This window comes from Streptomyces sp. NRRL S-1022 (assembly GCF_000720135.1).
Taxonomy (GTDB): Bacteria; Actinomycetota; Actinomycetes; order Streptomycetales; family Streptomycetaceae; genus Streptomyces.
Genome location: NZ_JOIU01000007.1, coordinates 102,781 through 124,204, shown reverse-complemented (window position 1 = coordinate 124,204; position 21,424 = coordinate 102,781). Strand labels below are relative to the sequence as shown.

Here is a 21,424-nt window from a genome sequence, read left to right as displayed (position 1 = left end):
TCAGCTCTTCGTACGGAACTTGTGGATCGCCACCGGCGCCATGACCGCGGTCAGACCCACCGACCAGATCAGCGTCACCCACAGGTCGTGCGCGACCGGACCGCCCTCCATCAGACCGCGCGCGGTGTCGGCCAGCGCGGACAACGGGTTGTAGTCGGTGAACGACTGCAGCCAGCCCGGCATCGACGCGGTCGGCGCGAAGATCGACGAACCGAACTGCAGCGGCATCAGCACCAGGAAGCCCATCGCCTGCACCGACTGCGCGTTCTTCATCACCACGCCGAGGGTCAGGAACACCCACATCAGCGCCGAGCCGAACACCGCGGACAGACCCACGGAGGCCAGCAGACCGGTCCAGCTGTTGATGTCGTAGCCCACGAGGAGGGCCACCACCAGCAGGACCACGGTCGCGAACAGCATCCGCATCAGCTCCACCGCGATCTTCGCGAAGAGGACGGAGCCGCGCCCGATCGGCAGGGACCGGAAGCGGTCCATGACACCGGAGTTGAAGTCCTGGTTGAAACCGGTGCCCACGCCCTGGGCCATGTTCATGCCCATCATGGCCATGAGTCCGGGCACCACGTACTGCACGTACTGGTCCTGCCCGCCGCCCAGCGACTTGCCGATGGAGCCGCCGAAGACGTACACGAACAGCAGGGTGAAGACGACCGGGAACAGGATCGCGTCGAACATCGACTCCGGGTCCTGCCGGATCCACAGCAGGTTGCGGCGGATCAGCGCGCCGGTGTGCCGCAGGTGCGCCCGCAACGGGATCGGCGTGTCGGTCTTCGTCGCGGCGGCGGGGGAGAGAGTGTTCGAAGGGGCGGCGCGGAGCGCCTCGTCCAGGGTGGCGGTGGGTGACGGGTGGGCACTCATACGGCGACCTCTTCGCGGGTGTCGGCGGGCACGGCGTCCTGCGGGGCACTGGCACGGTGGCCGGTGAGGGACAGGAACACCTCGTCCAGGCTGGGAAGTTCGGTGGTGATGGAGGAGATCGTGATGCCGCGCGCGGTGACCGCGCCGACCACGGCGGTCAGCTGCTCGTCGCTCAGGATCGGCACCAGCAGGGTGCCGGTCTCGCTGTCCACGGTGGTGGCCGCGAGCCCGGTGATGCCGAGGTCGTCCAGCATCGCTGCGAGCGGGCGCACCTCCAGCGGGTCGACCGGCCGCACGCGCAGGGTACGGCCGCCGACGCGGGCCTTCAGCTCCTCGATGCCGCCGTTCGCGATGACCTTGCCCCGGTCCACCACGGTCAGCTCGGAGGCGAGCTGCTCGGCCTCCTCCATGTACTGGGTGGTGAGCAGCACGGTGACGCCGTCGCCGACCATCGCCTTGACCTCGTCCCACACCTCGTTGCGGGTGCGGGGGTCGAGACCGGTGGTGGGCTCGTCCAGGTACAGCACGGCCGGGCGGCCGATCATGGAGGCGGCCAGGTCCAGTCGCCGCCGCATGCCGCCGGAGTACGTGCCCGCGGGCCGCCTGGCCGCCTCCGTCAGCGAGAACCGCTCCAGCAGTTCGCCGGCGCGGGCGCGGGCGTCCTTGCGGGACAGGTCCAGCAGGCGGCCGATCAGGTACAGGTTCTCCCAGCCCGGGAGCTTCTCGTCCACGGACGCGTACTGGCCGGTGAGGCCGATGACCCGGCGCAGCTGGCGGGGCTGGCGGATGACGTCGTAGCCGGCCACGGTGGCCTGTCCGGCGTCGGGGGTGATCAGGGTGGACAGGATGCGGACGAGGGTGGTCTTGCCGGCGCCGTTCGGCCCGAGCACACCCATCACGGTGCCCTCGCGCACGTCCAGGTCGACGCCGTCCAGTGCCTTGGTCTCGCCGTAGTGCTTGACCAGTCCCCGTACGGTCACGGCGGAGCGGCCGCCGGCGGGGTTGTCGTCGATGCGTGTCATGCCGATGACAGTGCCAGCCCCCACCGACAAACGGCCTACAGCCGGCCTACACCGGCCGACACCCGGCCGACGGACCACCGACACCGGTTCGGGCGGGCAGAACAGCAGCAGCCCGCCGACGGGGGACGATCGGCGGGCTGCTCTGTGGTGCCGCAGTGGCTCAGTGGACGGAGTGCTCCTCCAGCGGGAAGGTCCCGCCGACGACGTCCTCCGCGAACGCCTTCGCCGCGTTGCCCATGACCTCACGCAGGTCGGCGTACTTCTTGACGAACTTCGGCACCCGGCCGGAGGTCAGGCCCAGCATGTCGGTCCACACCAGCACCTGCGCGTCCGTCTCCGGGCCCGCCCCGATGCCGACGGTCGGGATGTGCAGCACCCGCGTCACCTCGGCCGCCAGCTCCGCCGGAACCAGCTCCAGCACCACCGCGAACGCTCCCGCGTCCTGCACGGCCTTGGCGTCGCGCAGCAGCTGCTGCGCGGCCTCCTCGCCGCGCCCCTGCACGCGGTAGCCCATCGCGTTGACGGACTGCGGGGTCAGCCCGATGTGGGCCATGACCGGGATGCCGGACTCCACCAGCAGCCGGATCTGCTCGTGCGAGCGCTCGCCGCCCTCCAGCTTGACCGCGCCGACCCCGGCCTCCTTGACCAGCCGGGTCGCCGAGCGCAGCGCCTGCACCGGACCCTCCTGGTAGGAGCCGAAGGGCAGGTCGCCGACGATCAGGGCGCGCTGCGTGCCGCGTACGACGGCGGCCGACAGCATGGTCATCTCGTCGAGGGTGACGGGCACGGTGGTCTCGTACCCGAGGTGGCAGTTCCCCGCCGAGTCGCCGACCAGCATCACCGGGATCCCGGCCTCGTCGAAGACGGACGCGGTCATCGCGTCGTAGGCGGTGAGCATGGGCCACTTCTCGCCCCGCTCCTTGGCGAGGGCGATGTCGCGGACGGTGATGCGGCGGGTGCCCTTCCCCCCGTACAGCGCCTTGCTGCCGTCGGAAGGCTTGTTCTGGGCAGCCGAAAGCTGCGTCATGGCAACGGCTCCTTCAGTCATCTCGAGGCACCCTGACGGCGTCCCCGGATCGACTCCATGGTGGCACCTCGTGCCATTCGGGGCCAGGGGTACCCCCTGTGAGGCGAGCCGTGTAAGGCCTTGGTAAAGAAATAAGATACGAGACCGTTCCGTATCGAAATGATCGTAACCTCGGACACATGACAAGTCCCGTCCCCGCCCCCCGAATACCGGAAGCGGTGCACCGGCGCCGCTGGGCGATCCTCGGCGTACTGATGCTGAGCCTGCTCATCGTGGTGCTCGACAACTCGATCCTGAACGTCGCCATCAAGACCATCGCCACCCCCGCGCCGACCGGTCTCGGCGCCACCCAGAGCGAGATCGAGTGGGCGATCAACGCCTACACCCTCGTCTTCGCCGGCCTGCTGTTCACCGCCGGACTCGTCGGCGACCGGGTCGGCCGCAAGAAGGTGCTGCTCGGCGGCATCGCCGTGTTCGGCATCGGCTCCGCGCTCGCCGCCGAGTCCGGCTCGCCGGCCCAGCTGATCGCCTACCGCGCGCTGATGGCCCTCGGCGCCGCCTTCGTCATGCCCGCCACCCTCGCCGTCCTCATGAACGTCTTCGAGCGCGAGGAGCAGCCCAAGGCCATCGGCATCTGGGCGGGCGGCGTCGGCCTCGCCATCGCCATCGGTCCGATCACCGGCGGCGCGCTCCTGGACCACTTCTGGTGGGGCTCGGTCTTCTTCATCAACGTGCCCATCGTGATCCTCGCCCTGGTCCTGATGGTCTGGCTGGTGCCCGACTCCCGCGACCCGCGCCCCGGCCGCCTCGACCCGGTCGGCGTCGTCCTGTCCGTGGTCGGCCTGGTGCTGCTGGTCTACGGCATCATCAAGGGCGGCGAGCTGGCCGACTTCACCGACGCCAAGGTGCTGGCCACCATCCTCGCCGGGCTCGCCGTGCTGGCCGGTTTCATCGTCTTCGAGAAGCGCAGCGACCACCCGTCGCTGGACGTCACCTACTTCCGGAACAAGGTCTTCTCGGCCGCCATGAGCGCCATCGCGCTGGTCTTCTTCGCGCTGATGGGCGTCACGTTCTTCAGCGTCTTCTACACGCAGAGCGTGCGCGGCTACTCGCCGCTGCAGTCAGGTCTGCTGATGCTGCCGCTGGCCGCCGCCCAGATGATCTTCGCGCCGCGCGCCCGGCTGGTCGTCGACCGGTTCGGCAACAAGGCCACCACCACCGTCGGCCTGCTGCTGATCGCGGCGACCCTGGCCGTCTTCGCCACCTTCGAGGCCGACACCCCGATCTGGCTGCTGGAGGTCGTCTTCTTCCTCATGGGCACCGGCATGGCCCACATCATGACGCCGACCTCCGTCGTCATCATGCAGGCCCTGCCCCGCGAGAAGGCCGGCTCCGCCTCCGCGCTCAGCAACACCTTCCGCCAGGTCGGCGGCGCCCTCGGCATCGCCGTCCTCGGCTCGGTGCTCGCCGCCTCCTACCGCGACGGCATCGAGGACAAGCTCGGCGCGTTGCCGCCGGGCCTGCGCGACACCGCCGCCGAGTCCGTCGAGGCCACCCTCGGCATCGCCGAGAAGCTCGGCCCGCGGGGCGAGGCCCTGGTCGCACCGGCCAACGACGCCTTCCTGCACGCCATGCACCTCACCGCCCTGTGCGGTACGGGCGTCGCGCTGATCGGTGCCCTGGTGACCGCCCTGTTCCTGCCGGGCAAGCCGCCGGCCGGTCAGCGCGACGACGCCGAACCGGAGTTGGTCACCGCCGCGGAATGACGGGACCCGCCCCGGGGGGCGGGTCCACGGGGGAAGGAGGGCGCTGCGGGACAATTCCCGCACCGCAGTGAGAGGACGGAACGACGTGACCCTTGCCGACAGCCGGCCACGGCCGGACGGCCCCGCCCGGGGCCGGCCGCGCAGCGAAGCCGTGGAACGGGCCATCCTGGAAGGCGTGATGAAGCTCCTGGAGGAGGGCGTGCCCCTCGCCGAGCTGTCCATCGAGCGGGTCGCGCGCACGGCCGGGGTCGGCAAGGCCACCATCTACCGCCGCTGGAGCGGCAAGGAGGAACTGTTCGTCGACGTCGTACGCGCCGCCGAACCCCCCGACCCCGAACTCCCCGGCACCTGCCTGCGAGACGACCTCGTCGTGCTGCTGGAGTCGCTGCGCCAGCGCGGCCTCATGCACCGCTCCTCGGCGATCCTGCACAACGTGTACGCCCAGATGAAGACCGCCCCCCGGGTCTGGGCGGCGTACCACGCGGGCGTCATAGCGCCCCGGCGGGCCATCGCCCTGGAAGTGCTGCGCCGGGCGCGGGACAACGGCGAGATCCGGGCGGACGTCGACCTGGAGCTGGCCAACGACATGTTCGTCGGCCCCATGCTCGTCCGCTCCGTCATGCGCCCCGACGCCGACCTGCCCGAGGGCCTGGCCGAGCAGATCGTCGACACGGTCCTGGAGGGCCTACGACCCGTCAGGTCGACAGCCTCGTAGCACTCGTGTGCGCGTTTCGTCACAGACCGCGCCGTCCGCGGGGTAACCGGAACTCGCGGCACCGGCTCGTTCGTCCTCGTCTTCCGTACGGCCGTCATGGGACGGCGGGAACGAGCCGATCATCCCCTAGGGTCGTCAGGAGCACGGGGGGCGAACGGTGTGCACGGCAGGCAGTGAGGCAGACGGTATGGCGCAGCAGGCGTACATGACGGAGACGGCGGGCGACGGCTCGGGGCCCGAGCGGCCGGGATCCCGGCTTCGGCGCCTCGCGCACCGCCTGTTCTCCGGCTGGCGGAACGATCCACGGATCTGGCGGCGCGGCCTCGTCCTCGCCGCACTGGCCCTGCTGCTCGCCCTGGTGATGCTGGTGCACGCCCACATCCCCAACCGGGTGGGCAACCTCGGCTCGCTCACGGAGACGTTTCTGCCCTGGCTGGGCCTGGCCGTCCCGGTGCTCCTGGTGCTCGCCCTGGTCCGCAGGTCGGCGACCGCGCTGATCGCGCTCGTCCTGCCGGCGACCGTCTGGCTGAACCTCTTCGGCGGCCTGCTCACCGACAAGGCGGGCAGCGGCGGCGACCTCATGGTGGCCACCCACAACGTCAACGCCGACAACCCCGACCCGGCCGCGACCGCCACCGACGTGGCCGCCTCCGGAGCCGACGTCCTGGCGCTGGAGGAGCTGCCCGCCTCCGCCGTGCCCGTCTACGAGAAGGCGCTCGCGCAGACGTACAAGTACCACGCGGTGGCCGGCACGGTCGGCCTGTGGAGCAAGTACCCGATGAGCGGGGTGGACGCCGTCGACATCAAGCTGGGCTGGACGCGCGCGATGCGGGCCACCGTCGCCACGCCCCGCGGCCCGGTCGCGGTGTTCGTCGCCCACCTGCCCTCGGTGCGGGTGAAGATGGAGGCCGGGTTCACCGCCCGGCAGCGGGACAAGAGCGCCGACGCGCTCGGTGAGGCGATCGCCGACGAGCCCCTGAAGCGGGTCGTGCTGCTCGGCGACCTCAACGGCACGATGAACGACCGCTCGCTCAACGCCGTCACCTCCCAGCTGCGCTCCACGCAGGGCGCGGCGGGCAGCGGCTTCGGGTTCAGCTGGCCGGCGTCGTTCCCGATGGCGCGCATCGACCAGATCATGGTCCGGGGCGCCGAGCCCGAGAGCAGCTGGACGCTGCCGCGCACGAACAGCGACCACCTGCCGGTGGCGGCTCGTGTGAAGCTCGACACGGCCTCCTGATCCGCTGGAATTCCGGACCGGAGCGCGTTTGTTCAGTACGGGAACATACTGCGACACTCGAACCCGTACGGCACTCCGCTCTGAAAGGTCCTTCATGCCCCTCGCCCTGCTCGCCCTCGCCGTGGGCGCCTTCGGCATCGGCACGACCGAGTTCGTGATGATGGGGCTGCTCCCCGAGGTCGCGGACGACCTGCACATCTCGATCCCCACCGCCGGGCACCTGGTCTCGGCGTACGCGCTGGGCGTCGTCATCGGCGCCCCGCTGCTGGCCGCGCTGACCGCGCGGATGCCCCGCCGGACCGTGCTCATCTCCCTGATGGCCCTGTTCGTGGCGGGCAACGCCCTCTCGGCGTTCGCCCCCGGCAACGGCTCCCTGCTGGCCGCCCGCTTCCTGAGCGGCCTGCCGCACGGCGCCTTCTTCGGCGTCGGCGCGGTCGTCGCCACCGCGATGGTCCCGCCGGAGCGCAAGGCGCGCTCGGTGTCCCTGATGTTCCTCGGCCTGACCGTCGCCAACATCGCCGGCGTCCCCGCCGCCACCCTCATGGGCCAGCACTTCGGCTGGCGGGCGACGTTCCTCGCGGTCAGCGCGATCGGCCTGGCCGCGATCGCCTCCCTCGCCCTTCTCGTCCCGCACGACCGCGAGCACGCGGCCGCGTCGACGGGCCTGCGCGGCGAACTGGCCGCCCTGCGGTCCGTGCCGGTCTGGCTGGCCCTCGGCACGACGGTGGCGGGCTTCGGCGCGCTCTTCGCGGCCTACAGCTACATCACCCCGATGCTCACGGACACCGCCGGCTACGCCGAGACGAACGTGACCCTGCTCCTGGCCCTCTTCGGCGTCGGCGCCACGGCCGGCAACCTGCTGGGCGGCCGGCTGGCGGACCACTCGCTGCGCGGCACCCTGTTCGGCGGCCTGGTCTCGCTGGGCGTCGTACTGCTGCTGTTCCCCCTGCTGATGCGGGCGGAGTGGAGCGCGGCCCTCGCGGTGACCCTGCTGGGCACGGCGGCGTTCATCACCGGCTCCCCGCTCCAACTGATGGTGATGGAGAAGGCCGCCGCGGCCCCCTCCCTCGCCTCCTCCGCCAACCAGGCGGCCTTCAACCTGGCCAACGCCGGCGGCGCCTGGATCGGCGGCCTCGCCCTGGCGGCCGGCTTCGGCACGACCTCCCCGGCCCTCGCGGGCGCGGCCCTGGCGGTGCTCGGCCTGGGCGTGGCGAGCGTGGCCTACGCGGTGGACCGCCGCCGGGAGACCCCGTCCGCGGGACGCGTGGTGACGTCCCACGTGCCGGACGGGGCGGGCACGCTGCACCGGTGACCGCCGCCGCACCGGTGACCGCGGCCGGGCGCCGCGGTCACTTCGGGTCCCGCTTGAACGTCGAGGTCGACCAGGCGTAGCCGAGGACCGTCAGGGCCAGGCACCAGGCCACCGCCAGCCAGCCGTTGTGCCCGATCCCCGTGCCGAGGAGGAGGCCCCGCAGGGTCTCGATGGCCGGGGTGAACGGCTGGTACTCGGCGACCGGCCGGAACCAGCCGGGCAGGGCGTGCAGCGGGACGAAGGCGCTGGACAGCAGCGGCAGCAGGATCAGCGGCATCGCGTTGTTGCTCGCCGCTTCGGCGTTCGGGCTGACCAGCCCCATGCCGACCGCGATCCAGGTGAGCGCCGTGGCGAAGAGCACCAGCAGTCCGAACGCCGCCAGCCACTCCAGGGCGGTGGCGCCGCTGGAGCGGAAGCCGATCGCCACCGCGACGGCGCCGACGAGGACGACGCTGACGACCGACTGCAGCACGCTGCCGACGACGTGCCCGACGATGACCGAGCCGCGGTGGATCGCCATGGTGCGGAAGCGGGCGATGACGCCCTCGGCCATGTCGGTCGAGACGGACACCGCGGTGCCGATCGTGGTGCTGCCGATGGTCATCAGCAGCAGGCCCGGGACGATGTAGGCGATGTACCCGGCACGGTCCGGGGCGCCGCCGATGCCCGCGCTCATGGTGTCGCCGAAGACGTAGACGAAGAGCAGCAGCAGCATGACCGGGGTCAGCAGCAGGTTCAGCGTGAGCGACGGGTAGCGCCGGGCGTGCAGGAGGTTGCGGCGCAGCATCGTCGCGCAGTCCCGTACGGCCAGGGCGAACCGGCTCGGGTGGACGGGGGCCGGGGGAGTGCTCATCGGACGGTCTCCTCGGTCTGGGTCGGCTGGTGGGGGACGTTCGCGCCGCCGGTCAGCGCGAAGAAGACGTCGTCGAGGTCGGGGGTGTGCACCGTCAGCCCGTCCGCCTCCACGCCGGCCGAGTCCAGCCGGTCGAGGAGGGCGCGCAGCTCGCGCTGACTGCCGTCGCCCGGGATCCGCAGGGCGAGGGACTCGTCGTCCCGGGAGGCCTCGCGCAGCGCGGCGGCGGCGCTCCGGTACGCGGCCGGGTCGGTGAAGCGGAGCCGGACGTGGCCGCCGGGGACGATCCGCTTCAGCTCCTCGGCGGTGCCCTCCGCGGCGATCCTGCCGTCGTGCAGCACGGCGATGCGGTCGGCGAGCTGGTCGGCCTCCTCCAGGTACTGCGTGGTGAGGAAGACGGTGACGCCGTCGGCGACCAGCTCGCGGACGATCTGCCACATGGTGTGCCGGCTGCGGGGGTCCAGGCCGGTGGTCGGCTCGTCCAGGAAGATGATCCGCGGGCCGCCGACCAGGGTCATCGCGATGTCCAGGCGGCGCTTCATACCGCCGGAGTAGGTGGAGGCGGGCTTGCGCGCGGCCTCGGTGAGGTCGAAGCGCTCCAGCAGTTCGGCGGTGACCTGCCGGCGCCCGCTTCCGGACAGGTGGTGCAGGTCCGCCATGAGGAGCATGTTCTCCTCGCCGGTGATCAGGCCGTCGACGGCGGAGAACTGCCCGGTGACGCCGATCGCGGCGCGCACCGCCTGCGGGTCGGTGACCAGGTCGTGGCCGCCCACGCGGATCTCACCGGAGCCGGGGCCGGGGGAGACGAGCGTGGAGAGGATCTTGACGGCGGTGGTCTTGCCGGCGCCGTTCGGGCCGAGCAGGGCGAAGACGGTGCCGTGCGGTACGGCCAGGTCGACACCGTCGAGGACGGTCCTGCCGTCGTAGGACTTGCGCAGCCCGGTCGCCGCGATGGCCAGGTCGGTCATGGGGAGTGCTCCTGTTCAGAGGCTGCGGGCGGTGATGTCGCCGTGCGAGGTGGTGGCGCGGATGTCGAGTTCGGCGGTGCCGTCGTTGCGGAGGGCGTTGCCGATGCGGCCGTGGCCGGTGCCGGCGTCCAGGGCGGCGGAGACTCCGCGGGCCGCGCCGACCGCGATGTCGCCGGACCGGGTGTGCAGCACGACCGTCCCGCGTCCGGCCTCCGCGATGCGGATGTCGCCCCGTGCGGTGCTGATCTCCGCCGGGCCGTCCAGCCGGCCGATCTCGACGTCACCGTCGACCGCGGTGAGGTGGACGCTCGCGGCTTCGTCGAGCTTGATCCGGCGGTAGGCACCGTCGAAGGCGACGTCGCCGAGGCGGCCGACACCGCGCAGCTCGCAGGCGGACGACTTGCCCTCCACCCGGGAGCCGGCGGGCAGCTGGACGGTCACCTCGACGGAACCGGAGGCGCCGAAGAGCTGGTTCGCCGCCGCCGGGGCCGCGATCCGCAGGACGCCGTCGCCGTACTCGACCTCGATCTGCTCCGCCGCCTTCACGTCACGGCTCCTGGCGGCGTCCGCGGGCCGGACCTCGACCGTGGTGTCGGCCCGGTCCGCGGCGATGAACTGGACGCGTCCGGCGGGGATGTCCAGGACGGCGGAGACGGGGGCGGGGGTGGTGAACTTCTGCATCGTGCGCTCCTACGGCTTGTTGTTTCCGATGACGGAAACGCTACGTTGCGTTCGAGGGAGCAGCAATAGGTTTGTTGCATGCAGTGCATGTAACTGCAGTTCAGAGCGTAGAAATCATTGCAATAGGGCTGACGATAACGCAACGCACGCCTCGCTCCGCGTTGCAATGAAATGCAGGTGAACGCTAAGCTGCCGGTGCCGCAGACCGATGAAGGAGGCCGTGATGCCGGGAGGCAGGCTCACCCAGCAGGAACGTCAGCAGATCGCACTGGGACTGGCCGACGGCCTCGCCTACGCGGAGATCGCCAGACGGCTCGACCGTCCGACCTCGACCGTCACGCGCGAGGTCATGCGCAACGGCGGCCCCACCGCCTACCGCGCCGACCTCGCCCACCGTGCCACCGAACGCCGCGCCCACCGGCGCCGGCCGGCCGCACCCCGCGGGACGGAGGCGCCCCCGCAGGGCTACGGACGCGATCCCGAGGCCGTGCGCGCGTACGAGGAGACGCTCACCACGGTCTTCATGCAGTCGGGCACCCCCCACATGATGGCGCGGGTGATGGCCTGCCTGACCATCAGCGACACGGGCAGCCTCACCGCGTCCGAACTCGTCCGGCACCTCCAGGTCAGCCCGGCGTCCGTCTCCAAGGCCGTCGCGTACCTCGAAGGCCAGGACCTGGTCCGCCGGGAACGCGACGAACGGCGCCGTGAGCGCTACGTCGTCGACGACGAGGTCATGTACCAGGCGATGATGGCCAGCGCCCGGTCCACCGCCCAGGTCGCCGAGACCGCGCGGCAGGGCGTGGGCGTCCTCGGTCCCGGCTCTCCGGCCGGCGCCCGCCTGGAGAACACCGCCCGCTTCCTCGACTTCGTCGCCGAGAGCCTCGCCCGCGCCGCGGAGCAGGCCCGCGAGATCCTCCACACGAAACCCGGGGCGCCCGCGGACGGCCCCGCCGCGGCCCGGTGACGCGGAAGGGGCGTGGGGTCACCAGGACCCCACGCCCCTCGGGCGATCCGGAGGATCAGCGCCGGCGGAACGACTGGACGTAGCCGTTCGCCGGGGAACCGACGCCCGTCACGTCGTCGTAGCCCTTCACCGCGGACAGCGAGCTGTCCTTGCCGAGGCTGCGGACCGAGGTCGCGAGACCGCCGGAGGCGTCGAGGCCGTTGACGAAGTCGATCCGGGCGACCGCCAGGCCGGAGCCCGTCGGGCTGTCCGTGACGTCGTGGAAGACGCCCTTCTTGCCGTACTTGGCGTAGATGGCCGGGTTGGCGAAGCCGAGGGCCTTGCCGCCGCGGGCCTCCTGGGCCAGTGCCTGGACGGCCGCGATGACCGGGGCGGCCAGCGAGGTGCCGCCGATGCGGTACTCGCTGTACTGCTCGGTGCCGTCCGGGAACGTCTGGGTCTGGCCGACGAGCAGGCCGGTGTTCGGGTCGGCGATGGCCGCGATGTCCGGGACGACGCGGTTGCCGTCGGCGCTGTTGGCCTTGGCGAGCGAGTCCGGGACGACGCCCTTCTGGTAGTACGGCTGCGGCACGGTCTTGCTGGTGCCGCCGCCCGCGCCCGAGGTGAACGTGCCGGGGAAGTTCGTCCAGCTCTTGCCGTCGGCCGACAGCGAGGCCTTCTCGGTGCCCCAGCCGGTCTCCCACAGGTACGAGTCGCCCTTGCCGACGGCCAGCGAGGTGCCGCCGACCGCGGTCACCCACGCCGAGTTGGCCGGGGTGTCGACCTGCTTCGTCCCGGTGTTGGCGACCTCGTCGCCGTTGTCGCCGGAGGAGAAGTAGAAGCCGATGCCCTGCACCGCGCCCAGCTGGAAGACCTGGTCGTAGGCCGCCGCGAGGTCCGGCGTCTGGTTGGCCTCGATGTCGCCCCAGGAGTTGGAGACGATGTCGGCCAGGTGGTTGTCGACGATCTTGCTGAGCGAGTCCAGCAGGTCGTCGTCGTAGCAGGAGGCCGCGCCCACGTAGGTGACGTCGGCGCCGGGAGCGACCGCGTGGACCGCCTCGACGTCGAGGGTCTCCTCGCCGTACCAGCCGGCCGCGCCGCACTCCTTGGTCTTGGTGTAGTTCTTCGGCAGCACCTGGTGCAGCTGGCCGGTCCTCCACGCCGCGTCGCCGTGCTTCTTCGCGTAGGTGCCGGCGTCGTAGGCGATCGTCGGGGAGGCGTACGCGTCCGTGATGGCGATGCGGACGTTCTTCCCGGTGTAGGTGCCCGCACCGTACGCGGCGCGCAGCTGCTTGCCGGTGTAGCCCTTGATCGCGTACGGGACCTTCTGGCCGTACGCGTCCGGGAGCGTGGTCGCGGTGTTCGAGCCGTAGTACGAGGAGAACGGCCCGGAGTTCTTGAACACGGCGTCCGGCGGCGGCAGCTGGTCGTCGTGGTTCGCCTTGTGCGGGGCGTTGTCCAGGCCGGTGACGGTCAGGACGGCGCCCTTCAGGGCGGCCGGGACGGAGGCCGTGCGCGCCGGGGCGCGGTAGGTCTTCGAACCCTTGGCGAAGTCGTGCAGCTGGGTGCCGAACGCCTTCTCGGCGGCGGCCACGTCACCGGAGACGGCGACGTAGTGCGGGGTGACCGCGGTGACGGTCAGGCCGGCCGACTTCAGCCAGGACGTGACGGCGGCCACCTGGGCCCTGGTCGCCCCGAAGCGGGCCTGTGCCTTCTTGCCGCTCAGGTACTTGCCGTACAGCGGCGAGCCGGGGTCGGACACCGCCTTGGCGTAGGCGGCCAGGCCGGCCGGGTCCTGCCCCGCGAGGTAGACGCGGGCCTTGACCCGGGCACCGTCCGGGGTGGCGCCCTTGTCCGCCTTGGCCGTCGCCCAGAGCGGCTTGGTGCCCTTCAGAACGTCACGAGCGGGGCTGTCCGCGGCGTGCGCCGCGGGTATGCCCAGCGCCAGTGCGCCGGCGATCATGGGCAGTGTCGCTGCCATGCTCACGCCGGCGCGCACGGTGGCGCGGTTGGATCTCATAGAACCCCCTGCGATGCGGTTCGCATGCATGTCGTGGTGGTCGGTACGTCGCGCTCCCGCGCGCCGGCCCGCGGCGGTGTCGGCCGGCGAGTGGATCACACGATGGGGGCCACTCTTTCGATGAACCGTTCATGCCAGGGGAAGGGGAAAGTCAAGAGAAGCTCAAGTAACCGCCATCCAGGGCGGTTTGCCGCATTCATCCTTACGGCGGTGTTACGAACGGGCTTGCGCCCCCCGCTCCTTGAGCATCCCGGCCATCAGCTCGATCTCCGACTGCTGCGCGTCGACCATGCCCTGCGCGAGCCGCTTCTCCACGCCGACGGTGCACTTGGCGACACAGCCCTCCGCCATGTGGATCCCGCCCTGGTGATGGGCCGTCATGAGCTGGAGGTACAGGACCTCGGCCTGCTTGCCGCTGAGCGACTGGAGCTTCTTCAGCTCGGTGTTCGTGGCCATGCCCGGCATCAGCGCGCCGTCCTTGCCGGAGGCCATGTCACCCATGCCCATCCAGGTCATCGGCGGATCGGCCGACACCTTCGGCAGTCCCCACAGGTCCAGCCAGCCCAGCAGCATCCCGCGCTGGTTGGCCTGCGTCTGCGCGATGTCGTACGCGAGCCGCCGGACCTCCTCGTCCTTCGTGCGGTCCCGCACGATGTACGACATCTCGACGGCCTGCTGGTGGTGGACGGCCATGTCCCGGGCGAACCCGGCGTCGGCGGACCGCGCGTCCGGCGTCCTCGTCTCCGGCGCGCCGGTGTCCTCGGCCACGGAGTACGTGATCGCGCCGGCCGCGACGAGCACCGCCGCCGCGGCCCCCGCGACCCAGCCGATGTGCTGCCGCCTCACTTCATGACCCCGCCGGTGCACGAGGCGCCGGGCTCGGGCGTCTGCTGCCCCTGCACGTAGGCGGCGAAGAACTTGTCCACTTCCGGATCCTTGGCGCTCTTCACCGCGACCTGGTGGCCCCACGCCGACAGGATCAGCGGGGCGTCCTGGTTCTCGTACGGGCTCATCAGCGAGTACGGCGTCTTCTTCACCTTGGCCGCGAGCGCGCCGACGTCCGCCTTGTCCGCCTTGTTGGTGTACGTCACCCAGACCGCGCCGTGCTCCAGCGCGTGCACGGCGTTCTCGTCCGCGACCTGCTTGGTGTAGACGTCGCCGTTGCAGTTCAGCCAGACCGGGTTGTGGTTGCCGCCGACCGGCGGGTGCATCGGGTACGACACCTTGGTCGTCACATGCGTCCGGGACAGCTTGCCCGACCAGGTCTTCACGCCGTCCTTGCCGGTCGTGAAGTGCCCGGCGTCCCCGGCGCCCTTGGCGTCACCGCTCGGCGTCGCCGCGTCCTTGCCGGAGTCACGCTGCGAGTCCACCAGGACCACACCGCCGACGACGAGACCGGCGACGACCACCACGCTGGCGGCGATGGTGAGCACCCGGTTGCGGCGCTCGCGGGCACGCTCCTCGCGCCGCATCTCCTCGATGCGCGCCTTGCGCGCCGCGGTGCTGCTGTTCTTGCCGGAACCCATGAGGCGTGTCCTTCTTCAGAAGGGGACGTGGACGGTGGGGCCCGCTGATCGTAATGCGCGGGGGCCGCGCTTCCGTAGGGAGGGCGCGGGAACCGGATAATTTGAAGCCAGGATGCGCATTACCTACGCTCACGGTATGCGGCTGCTGCGCTCCACCGACCTGGCCCTGCGCGTCCTGATGCGACTCGCCGTGGCCGACGCCACCCCCACGACCCGCCAGGTCGCCGCCGACATGGACGTCCCCTACACCCACGCGGCGAAGGTCGTCGCCGAACTGCAGCACCTCGGCCTGGTCGACGCCCGGCGCGGGCGGGGCGGGGGGCTGACGCTGACCGAGCGGGGGCGTACGGCGTCGGTGGGCGCCGTCGTGCGGACCTTCGAGGGCGACGGCGACGTGGTGGACTGCGAGGGGACGCAGGGCACGCCGGCCTGCCCCCTGCGCTCCGCCTGCCGCCTGCGGGGCGCGCTGCGGGGGGCCCGGGAGGCGTTCTTCGCCTCGCTGGACCCGGTCACGATCGCCGGCCTCGTGGTCGAACCGACGGGACCGCTGCTGCTCGGGATCGCCCGGCGGCCGGAGTCGGCCTGAGCGGGATCGGTGGGAGCGGGGGCGGTCCGAGCGGGGCCGGTGGGAGCGGGCGGGGGCGGTCCGCGCACACGGCGAGGTGCCACGACAGGCCGCCTGGCGGGTGCGGCGCCGTCGTGGCACTTGCGCCCTCACGGGGCGCTGTCGCTCAGCCCCCGGCCAGCCACAGGTCGGGGCCGAAGACCTCGTAGTGGATGTCCGCCGGGGCGACGCCCTTCGCCGTCAGCTGGGCGCGGACGGCGCGCATGAAGGGCAGCGGGCCGCACAGGTACGCGCGCGTGCCGGGGTGTACGGCGATGTCCGCCAGGTCGACCAGGCCGGTCCGGGTGCCGGGCCCGGCGTCCCGCTCGTAGAAGAGGTGCACCGAGGCGTCGGGCAGCTTGCCGGCCCAGGCCGTGTGGTCGGCGCGCAGGGCGTGCTCGGCGGGGGAGCGGTCGCCGTGCACCACGGTGACCGGGGCGCGGTGGCCGCCGGCCGCGAGGCCGGCCAGCATCGCGACCATCGGGGTGACGCCGATGCCCGCCGAGGCGAGCAGCAGGGGGGTGTCCGGCGCGCCGGACAGGACGAGGTCGCCGTACGGCTCGGACAGCTCAAGGACGGCACCGGGCCGCACGTGCGCGTGGAGGTGGTGGGAGACCTCGCCGTCGGGCGTGGCCGCGCCGTGCACGCGCTTGACGGTGATCTGGCGTACCGCCTCGCCGGGCGCCCCGGACAGGCTGTACTGCCGGATCTGCCGGGCCCCGTCCGGCAGGGTGACGCCGACGGAGACGTACTGCCCGGCGCGGAAGCCGGCCACCGGGCCGCCGTCGGTCGGCCGCAGCCGGAGGGTGACGACGTCCGCCGTCTCCTCGACCCGCTCCACGACCTCCCACGGGCGCAGGCCGGGGCCGCCGCCCTCCTCGTACAGCCGCTTCTCGATGGCGATCAGCGCGTTCGCCATCAGCCAGTACACCTCGTCCCAGGCGGCGGCCACCTCGGGCGTGACGGCCTCGCCGAGGACCTCGGCGATGGCGGCGAAGAGGTGCTCATGGACGACGTCGTACTGCTCGGGGGCGACGCCGAGGGAGGCGTGCTTGTGGGCGATGCGGGCGAGCATCGCGTCCGGCCGCCGGTCCGGGTGGTCCAGCAGGTGCGTGGCGAAGGCGGCGATCGAACCGGCGAGGGCCTGCCGCTGGGTGCCGGCCGCCTGGTTGCCGCGGTTGAACAGGTCGCGCAGCAGGGCGGGGTGGGCGTCGAAGAGGCGCGTGTAGAAGCGCTCGGTGATCTCGCCGATCGCCCCGCCGACGGCGGGCAGGGTGGCACGGACGGTTGCTGCGGACTGCTCGGTCAGCATCGGGACTCCTCGGAGAACTCGGCTCAGCCGCACGCTATGAAAACTTGCATTTGAGATGCAAATTTAACGGCCGTGGTGTCGGTCACGGAGGAAGGGGATCGGCCATTACGGATGCCGGTCCGAGCAGGCAAGATGGGCGAGAGTGCAGTACAGCTGCCGTACGAGAGGCGTTCAGCACGAGGACGCCCGGGCGATCAAGGTCCGCAACGCGCGTGAAACGGTGTTGTGGTGGGATGCTCAGGTGCCCGACCGCCTCCCGTGGTACCGGGGACAGGCGGCCTGACCAGCAAGGATGGGGAAGCGGAAGATGGACAAGCAGCAGGAGTTCGTGCTCCGGACCTTGGAGGAGCGCGACATCCGGTTCGTACGCCTGTGGTTCACGGACGTGCTGGGCTTCCTCAAGTCCGTCGCCGTGGCCCCCGCTGAACTCGAACAGGCCTTCGACGAGGGCATCGGGTTCGACGGCTCCGCGATCGAGGGCTTCGCCCGGGTCTACGAGTCCGACATGATCGCCAAGCCGGACCCGTCCACCTTCCAGGTCCTGCCCTGGCGCGCGGAGACCCCCGGCACGGCCCGCATGTTCTGCGACATCCTCATGCCGGACGGCTCCCCGTCCTTCGCCGACCCGCGCTACGTCCTCAAGCGTGCCCTCGCCCGCACCTCCGACCTGGGCTTCACCTTCTACACCCACCCGGAGATCGAGTTCTTCCTGCTGAAGGACCGCCCGCTGGACGGCTCCCGGCCCACCCCCGCCGACAACTCCGGCTACTTCGACCACACGCCCACCAACGTCGGCATGGACTTCCGCCGCCAGGCGATCACCATGCTGGAGTCCATGGGCATCTCGGTGGAGTTCTCCCACCACGAGGGCGCGCCGGGCCAGCAGGAGATCGACCTGCGCTACGCCGACGCGCTCTCGACGGCCGACAACATCATGACGTTCCGCCTGGTCATGAAGCAGGTGGCGCTGGAGCAGGGCGTCCATGCGACGTTCATGCCGAAGCCCTTCTCCGAGCACCCCGGCTCCGGCATGCACACCCACCTGTCCCTCTTCGAGGGCGACCGCAACGCCTTCTACGAGTCCGGCGCGGAGTACCAGCTCTCCAAGGTCGGCCGCTCCTTCATCGCGGGCCTGCTGCGGCACGCCGCGGAGATCTCCGCGGTCACCAACCAGTGGGTGAACTCCTACAAGCGCATCTGGGGCGGCTCCGAGCGCACGGCCGGCGCGGGCGGCGAGGCCCCCTCGTACATCTGCTGGGGCCACAACAACCGCAGCGCCCTGGTCCGCGTCCCGATGTACAAGCCCGGCAAGACCGGCTCCGCCCGCGTCGAGGTCCGCTCCCTCGACTCCGGCACCAACCCCTACCTGGCCTACGCCGTCCTCCTCGCCGCCGGCCTGAAGGGCATCGAGGAGGGCTACGAACTCCCGCCGGGCGCCGAGGACGACGTCTGGGCCCTGTCCAACGCCGAACGCCGCGCCATGGGCATCGAGCCCCTTCCGCAGAACCTCGGCGAGGCCCTGACCCTCATGGAGAGCAGCGACCTGGTCGCCGAAACCCTCGGCGAGCACGTCTTCGACTTCTTCCTGCGCAACAAGAAGTCGGAGTGGGAGGAGTACCGCTCCGAGGTGACGGCCTTCGAACTGCGGAAGAACCTGCCGGTGCTGTAGCGCAGCTCGGGGCGGGGGTCCGCCGGAACGACCCTCGGGGCCGACGGCCGTGGACCGTCGGCCCCGAGGCGTTCCGCCCCGGGGCCACCGAGGCGGATATCCACCGCAAGGCAGTGCCGAGGCGGTTCGTTCGGCCATGGCCGCCGAGTCCGACGCCGCCCGCGCGATGGAGCCGAGCGAGGAGACGCTCCAGCAGTTCCGTCACTCCGTCACCGCCCGTGTCGCCCTACACGGCAAGGTCTCTGCTGAGGGCGATTCGTCGGGCCTGGGGTCTGCCGGTGCAGGAACCGGCCCGCCCGCGGCCGGGGTCCTCCGGCCGCCCTGGGTCCATCCCCGGGCAGCCGGGTCCGTGACGGGCCGGGCGGCCGCGTGCCGACGTCGACGCGGGCCCGTCACTCCGGGCGCAGTACCTCGATCTCGTAGTCGCCGCTGTCCTCGTCGATCGTCACGCCGTGGGTTTCGCTGCGGAAGCCGGGGAAGCGGCGGTCGAAGGTCTCCAGGGCGGTGAGGTAGCGCAGGAGGGGGCCGTCGGGGGTGCCGGTGGACTCGCCCGGCATGAGGACCGGGATGCCGGGCGGGGTGACCGTGACCATCGCGGCCGCCACCCGGTGCGCCGCGTCGGCGATGCGGATGCGTTCCGTGCCGCCCCGCACCAGCCGCTGGTAGCAGTGCTGGGGCGGGTGGACCGGTTCCGGGAGCTGCTGGAACGCGGTTTCGAGCAATTCCACCAGACGTGCCGAGCGCAGCTGCTCGTGCATCTGCCGGCACAGCTCGCGCAGGGTCAGACCGGCGTAGCGCTTCGGGTGCGCGGCGACGGCCTCGGGCAGCACCCGGTCCAGCGGGGCGTCGGAGTCGTACAGGGCCTTGAAGTCCATCAGGGCGTCCAGCAGCGTGCCCCACTTGCCCTTCGTGATGCCCATGGAGAACAGGATCAGCGTGGTGTAGCTGTCGGTCTTCTCGACGACGATGTTCCGGGTGGCCAGGTACGCGGTGAGGATCCGGGCCGGGATGCCCTCCTCGGCCATCTCCCCGGTGGCGGTGATGCCCGGGCAGGTCAGCGTGACCTTGACCGGGTCCAGCATGCAGTGGCCCTCGGTCAGCCCGGGGAAGCCGTGCCAGGCGGCGCCCGGTTCCAGCAGCCAGCAGGACTGCTCGGTGCGCAGCAGCTCGGGCGGGGCGTCCGCGAAGGACAGCCGTTCGCCCGTCGCCGGGTCGGTGACCTCCTCCGGCTGCCACACGCCGAAGAACCACGGCGGCCGGTCCCCGGCGTTCGTCACCCGCCGCCCCAGCCGCACCATCTCCTGACGGAAGCGGATCGCCTCCGTCACCGCCTCGTCCAGCAGCCACTCGCCCTGCGGGCCGTCCATCATGGCCGTCGCCACGTCCAGCGAGGCGATCATCGGGTAGAGGGGCGAGGTGGTGCCGTGCATCATCAGCGCCTCGTTGAAGCGGTCGTGCTCCACGGGCGCCCGCGGCGCCGGCCGTACGTGCACCATCGCCGACTGGGACAGCGCGGCCAGCAGCTTGTGCGTGGACTGGGTCGAGAAGACCGTGGGCCGGTCCGGGCCGGGGAAGGCGCCGGCGTCCACCGACATGCCGTAGCGGCCCCGGTACAGCGGATGGAAGCGGGCGTACGCGAACCACGCCTCGTCGAAGTGCACCCGGGGCGTGCTGGCCGCGAGCGCCTTCGCGACCGGTACGGCGGCGTAACACAGGCCGTCGTAGGTGGAGTTGGTGAACACCGCGTACTGCGGGTCCCGCGAGACGGCGCCCTCGGCGAGCGGGTGCGCGCCGATCCGGCCGGCGATCGAGTCCGCCGCCAGCTCGGCCGGCGGGAGCGGGCCGGCGAGACCGTAGCCGTTGCGGGTGGGCACCAGGTAGACGGGCCGGGCGCCGGAGACCACCAGGCCGTGCAGCACCGACTTGTGGCAGTTGCGGTCCACCAGGGCGAGTTCGTCGCGGGTGACGCTGAAGTGGCCCACCAGCCGGTTGCAGGTGGAGTCGCCGTGCAGCACGAAGTAGCTGAGGTCGGCGCCGAAGACGCGGGCCGCGTTGCGCTCCGCCTCCCCGATCGGGCCGCTGTGCTCGAACAGCGAGCCCAGTTCCTCCACCGAGATCGACAGGTCGGAGCGGAGCAGCCGTTCGCCGAAGTAGTCGTGGAAGGCGCGCCCCGCGGGTGACTTGAGGAAGGCCACGCCCCCGGAGTGGGCGGGGGTGTGCCAGGAGTACTCGTGGGCGTCGTGGAAGCGGCGCAGCGCCCGGAAGAACGGCGGCAGCACGTCCTCCCGGTAGGCACGGGCGGCGCTGCTGATCCGGCCCGCGATGAACCCGGGGGTGTCCTCCAGCGGCCACACGTACCCGACGACCGTCTCCGACACCCACAGCGGCAGTTCCCGCAGGCCCTCCTCGGCCATGACGAGGAACACCGGCAGGTTCTGGTACCGCCGTCCGATCCGGCGCAGCACGGTGGCCCCGCCCGCAGCTCCGTCGACGGCCCCGTCCGGCACGGCGAGCGCGGCCCCGGGCCCGTCACCGGCGGCCCGCCCGCCGGGCAGGTCCCAGGCGACCAGGGCCGCGGCCAGGCCCGCCTCGGTCCGCAGCACCGCGTCCGCGTCCTCGGCGGTGACCGCCCAGCGCACCCCGAAGCCCTCCGCCTCCACCGCGTCCCGGATCTTCCGCAGCTGCTCGGCCCCGGCGCCCTCGGCGCGCGGGTGCTCCGGTACCGCGACCAGGATCCTGCTGTCGGCCATCCCGTGCCCTCGTTCTCTCCCGGCCGCCGCCCGGCCGCCGCCGCGGCAAGTCTCCGGCGCGGCGGTCCGGTGCCCCGGCAGCCCACGGAGGTGAACCACCGTGATGGCGGAAACCGGGGGCGCCGGGTTGACTCCCGGCG

At 71.7% G+C, this 21,424-nt stretch carries 18 protein-coding genes; 7 read left to right on the top strand and 11 right to left on the bottom strand.

The window, feature by feature from the left end; genetic code table 11:
* The 3 genes from IG05_RS0109705 to panB form a co-directional block, all read right to left on the bottom strand.
* Positions 1–876, bottom strand: a complete 876-nt coding sequence (locus IG05_RS0109705) for an ABC transporter permease (RefSeq protein WP_051789689.1) — start codon at positions 874–876, stop codon at positions 1–3.
* Entirely contained in the window at positions 873–1,898 is a 1,026-nt protein-coding gene (locus IG05_RS0109700) for an ATP-binding cassette domain-containing protein (protein ID WP_030341089.1), read from the bottom strand. Before IG05_RS0109700 ends, IG05_RS0109705 begins: the two co-directional genes overlap by 4 nt.
* A gap of 160 nt (positions 1,899–2,058) precedes the next feature.
* The gene (gene panB / locus IG05_RS0109695; protein WP_030341087.1) at positions 2,059–2,925 is read right to left on the bottom strand and encodes a 3-methyl-2-oxobutanoate hydroxymethyltransferase; all 867 of its coding nucleotides are present in this window, start codon (positions 2,923–2,925) and stop codon (positions 2,059–2,061) included.
* A gap of 179 nt (positions 2,926–3,104) precedes the next feature.
* Between panB and IG05_RS0109690 the strand changes: the two genes are divergently transcribed.
* The 4 genes from IG05_RS0109690 to IG05_RS0109675 all read left to right on the top strand — a co-directional run bounded on the left by IG05_RS0109690 (position 3,105) and on the right by IG05_RS0109675 (position 7,955).
* A complete protein-coding gene (locus tag IG05_RS0109690) occupies positions 3,105–4,691 on the top strand; it encodes an MFS transporter (protein ID WP_199808280.1) in 1,587 nt (528 codons plus the stop codon).
* Positions 4,692–4,776: 85 nt separating this feature from the next.
* Entirely contained in the window at positions 4,777–5,406 is a 630-nt protein-coding gene (locus IG05_RS0109685; RefSeq protein WP_030341083.1) for a TetR/AcrR family transcriptional regulator, read from the top strand.
* 187 nt (positions 5,407–5,593) lie between these two features.
* Positions 5,594–6,643: an endonuclease/exonuclease/phosphatase family protein gene (locus IG05_RS0109680; protein ID WP_030341082.1), complete on the top strand. Its 1,050-nt coding sequence runs from the start codon at positions 5,594–5,596 to the stop codon at positions 6,641–6,643.
* Between the two features lie 94 nt (positions 6,644–6,737).
* Positions 6,738–7,955: an MFS transporter gene (locus IG05_RS0109675; protein ID WP_030341080.1), complete on the top strand. Its 1,218-nt coding sequence runs from the start codon at positions 6,738–6,740 to the stop codon at positions 7,953–7,955.
* 37 nt (positions 7,956–7,992) lie between these two features.
* On the opposite strand, the gene IG05_RS0109670 is transcribed toward IG05_RS0109675, so the two are convergent.
* From IG05_RS0109670 to IG05_RS0109660, 3 genes are read right to left on the bottom strand one after another with little or no spacing between them, the layout of a single operon-like run.
* Positions 7,993–8,808 carry an ABC transporter permease gene (locus IG05_RS0109670; protein ID WP_051789686.1) on the bottom strand — a complete coding sequence of 272 codons (816 nt, stop codon included), beginning with the start codon at positions 8,806–8,808 and terminating at the stop codon, positions 7,993–7,995.
* A complete protein-coding gene (locus IG05_RS0109665) occupies positions 8,805–9,776 on the bottom strand; it encodes an ATP-binding cassette domain-containing protein (protein ID WP_030341076.1) in 972 nt (323 codons plus the stop codon). Before IG05_RS0109665 ends, IG05_RS0109670 begins: the two co-directional genes overlap by 4 nt.
* A gap of 15 nt (positions 9,777–9,791) precedes the next feature.
* Entirely contained in the window at positions 9,792–10,457 is a 666-nt protein-coding gene (locus IG05_RS0109660; RefSeq protein ID WP_030341075.1) for a DUF4097 family beta strand repeat-containing protein, read from the bottom strand.
* A gap of 223 nt (positions 10,458–10,680) precedes the next feature.
* Between IG05_RS0109660 and IG05_RS0109655 the strand changes: the two genes are divergently transcribed.
* A complete protein-coding gene (locus IG05_RS0109655) occupies positions 10,681–11,424 on the top strand; it encodes a helix-turn-helix domain-containing protein (protein WP_030341073.1) in 744 nt (247 codons plus the stop codon).
* 55 nt (positions 11,425–11,479) lie between these two features.
* On the opposite strand, the gene IG05_RS0109650 is transcribed toward IG05_RS0109655, so the two are convergent.
* From IG05_RS0109650 to IG05_RS0109640, 3 genes are all read right to left on the bottom strand, one after another.
* Positions 11,480–13,423, bottom strand: coding sequence for a S53 family peptidase (locus IG05_RS0109650; RefSeq protein WP_030341071.1), 1,944 nt, complete (start codon positions 13,421–13,423; stop codon positions 11,480–11,482).
* Between the two features lie 213 nt (positions 13,424–13,636).
* Complete coding sequence (locus tag IG05_RS0109645) at positions 13,637–14,269, bottom strand: DUF305 domain-containing protein (RefSeq protein WP_030341068.1); 633 nt, start codon at positions 14,267–14,269, stop codon at positions 13,637–13,639.
* Positions 14,266–14,949: a DUF3105 domain-containing protein gene (locus tag IG05_RS0109640; protein WP_030341066.1), complete on the bottom strand. Its 684-nt coding sequence runs from the start codon at positions 14,947–14,949 to the stop codon at positions 14,266–14,268. Before IG05_RS0109640 ends, IG05_RS0109645 begins: the two co-directional genes overlap by 4 nt.
* A 136-nt stretch (positions 14,950–15,085) precedes the next feature.
* Between IG05_RS0109640 and IG05_RS0109635 the strand changes: the two genes are divergently transcribed.
* Complete coding sequence (locus IG05_RS0109635; protein ID WP_030341064.1) at positions 15,086–15,535, top strand: RrF2 family transcriptional regulator; 450 nt, start codon at positions 15,086–15,088, stop codon at positions 15,533–15,535.
* Between the two features lie 145 nt (positions 15,536–15,680).
* Here the strand turns inward: IG05_RS0109635 and IG05_RS0109630 are convergent, their stop codons facing one another.
* Positions 15,681–16,865, bottom strand: coding sequence for a globin domain-containing protein (locus tag IG05_RS0109630; RefSeq protein WP_030341062.1), 1,185 nt, complete (start codon positions 16,863–16,865; stop codon positions 15,681–15,683).
* 307 nt (positions 16,866–17,172) lie between these two features.
* Between IG05_RS0109630 and glnA the strand changes: the two genes are divergently transcribed.
* Positions 17,173–18,534: a type I glutamate--ammonia ligase gene (gene glnA / locus IG05_RS0109625; RefSeq protein ID WP_030341060.1), complete on the top strand. Its 1,362-nt coding sequence runs from the start codon at positions 17,173–17,175 to the stop codon at positions 18,532–18,534.
* Between the two features lie 392 nt (positions 18,535–18,926).
* Here the strand turns inward: glnA and IG05_RS0109620 are convergent, their stop codons facing one another.
* Entirely contained in the window at positions 18,927–21,284 is a 2,358-nt protein-coding gene (locus IG05_RS0109620; protein ID WP_030341058.1) for an Orn/Lys/Arg decarboxylase N-terminal domain-containing protein, read from the bottom strand.
* Between the last annotated feature and the right edge of the window lie 140 nt (positions 21,285–21,424).

Excerpts from the sequence above, each read along its gene's own strand:
- IG05_RS0109655 (WP_030341073.1), top strand. The coding sequence starts at position 10,681 with ATGCCGGGAGGCAGGCTCACCCAGCAGGAACGTCAGCAGATCGCACTG.
- IG05_RS0109705 (WP_051789689.1), bottom strand. The coding sequence starts at position 876 with ATGAGTGCCCACCCGTCACCCACCGCCACCCTGGACGAGGCGCTCCGC.
- IG05_RS0109650 (WP_030341071.1), bottom strand. The coding sequence starts at position 13,423 with ATGAGATCCAACCGCGCCACCGTGCGCGCCGGCGTGAGCATGGCAGCG.
- glnA (WP_030341060.1), top strand. The coding sequence starts at position 17,173 with ATGGACAAGCAGCAGGAGTTCGTGCTCCGGACCTTGGAGGAGCGCGAC.
- IG05_RS0109700 (WP_030341089.1), bottom strand. The coding sequence starts at position 1,898 with ATGACACGCATCGACGACAACCCCGCCGGCGGCCGCTCCGCCGTGACC.
- IG05_RS0109690 (WP_199808280.1), top strand. The coding sequence starts at position 3,105 with ATGACAAGTCCCGTCCCCGCCCCCCGAATACCGGAAGCGGTGCACCGG.
- IG05_RS0109630 (WP_030341062.1), bottom strand. The coding sequence starts at position 16,865 with ATGCTGACCGAGCAGTCCGCAGCAACCGTCCGTGCCACCCTGCCCGCC.
- IG05_RS0109680 (WP_030341082.1), top strand. The coding sequence starts at position 5,594 with ATGGCGCAGCAGGCGTACATGACGGAGACGGCGGGCGACGGCTCGGGG.
- IG05_RS0109675 (WP_030341080.1), top strand. The coding sequence starts at position 6,738 with ATGCCCCTCGCCCTGCTCGCCCTCGCCGTGGGCGCCTTCGGCATCGGC.
- IG05_RS0109665 (WP_030341076.1), bottom strand. The coding sequence starts at position 9,776 with ATGACCGACCTGGCCATCGCGGCGACCGGGCTGCGCAAGTCCTACGAC.
- panB (WP_030341087.1), bottom strand. The coding sequence starts at position 2,925 with ATGACGCAGCTTTCGGCTGCCCAGAACAAGCCTTCCGACGGCAGCAAG.
- IG05_RS0109670 (WP_051789686.1), bottom strand. The coding sequence starts at position 8,808 with ATGAGCACTCCCCCGGCCCCCGTCCACCCGAGCCGGTTCGCCCTGGCC.
- IG05_RS0109620 (WP_030341058.1), bottom strand. The coding sequence starts at position 21,284 with ATGGCCGACAGCAGGATCCTGGTCGCGGTACCGGAGCACCCGCGCGCC.
- IG05_RS0109635 (WP_030341064.1), top strand. The coding sequence starts at position 15,086 with ATGCGGCTGCTGCGCTCCACCGACCTGGCCCTGCGCGTCCTGATGCGA.
- IG05_RS0109660 (WP_030341075.1), bottom strand. The coding sequence starts at position 10,457 with ATGCAGAAGTTCACCACCCCCGCCCCCGTCTCCGCCGTCCTGGACATC.
- IG05_RS0109640 (WP_030341066.1), bottom strand. The coding sequence starts at position 14,949 with ATGGGTTCCGGCAAGAACAGCAGCACCGCGGCGCGCAAGGCGCGCATC.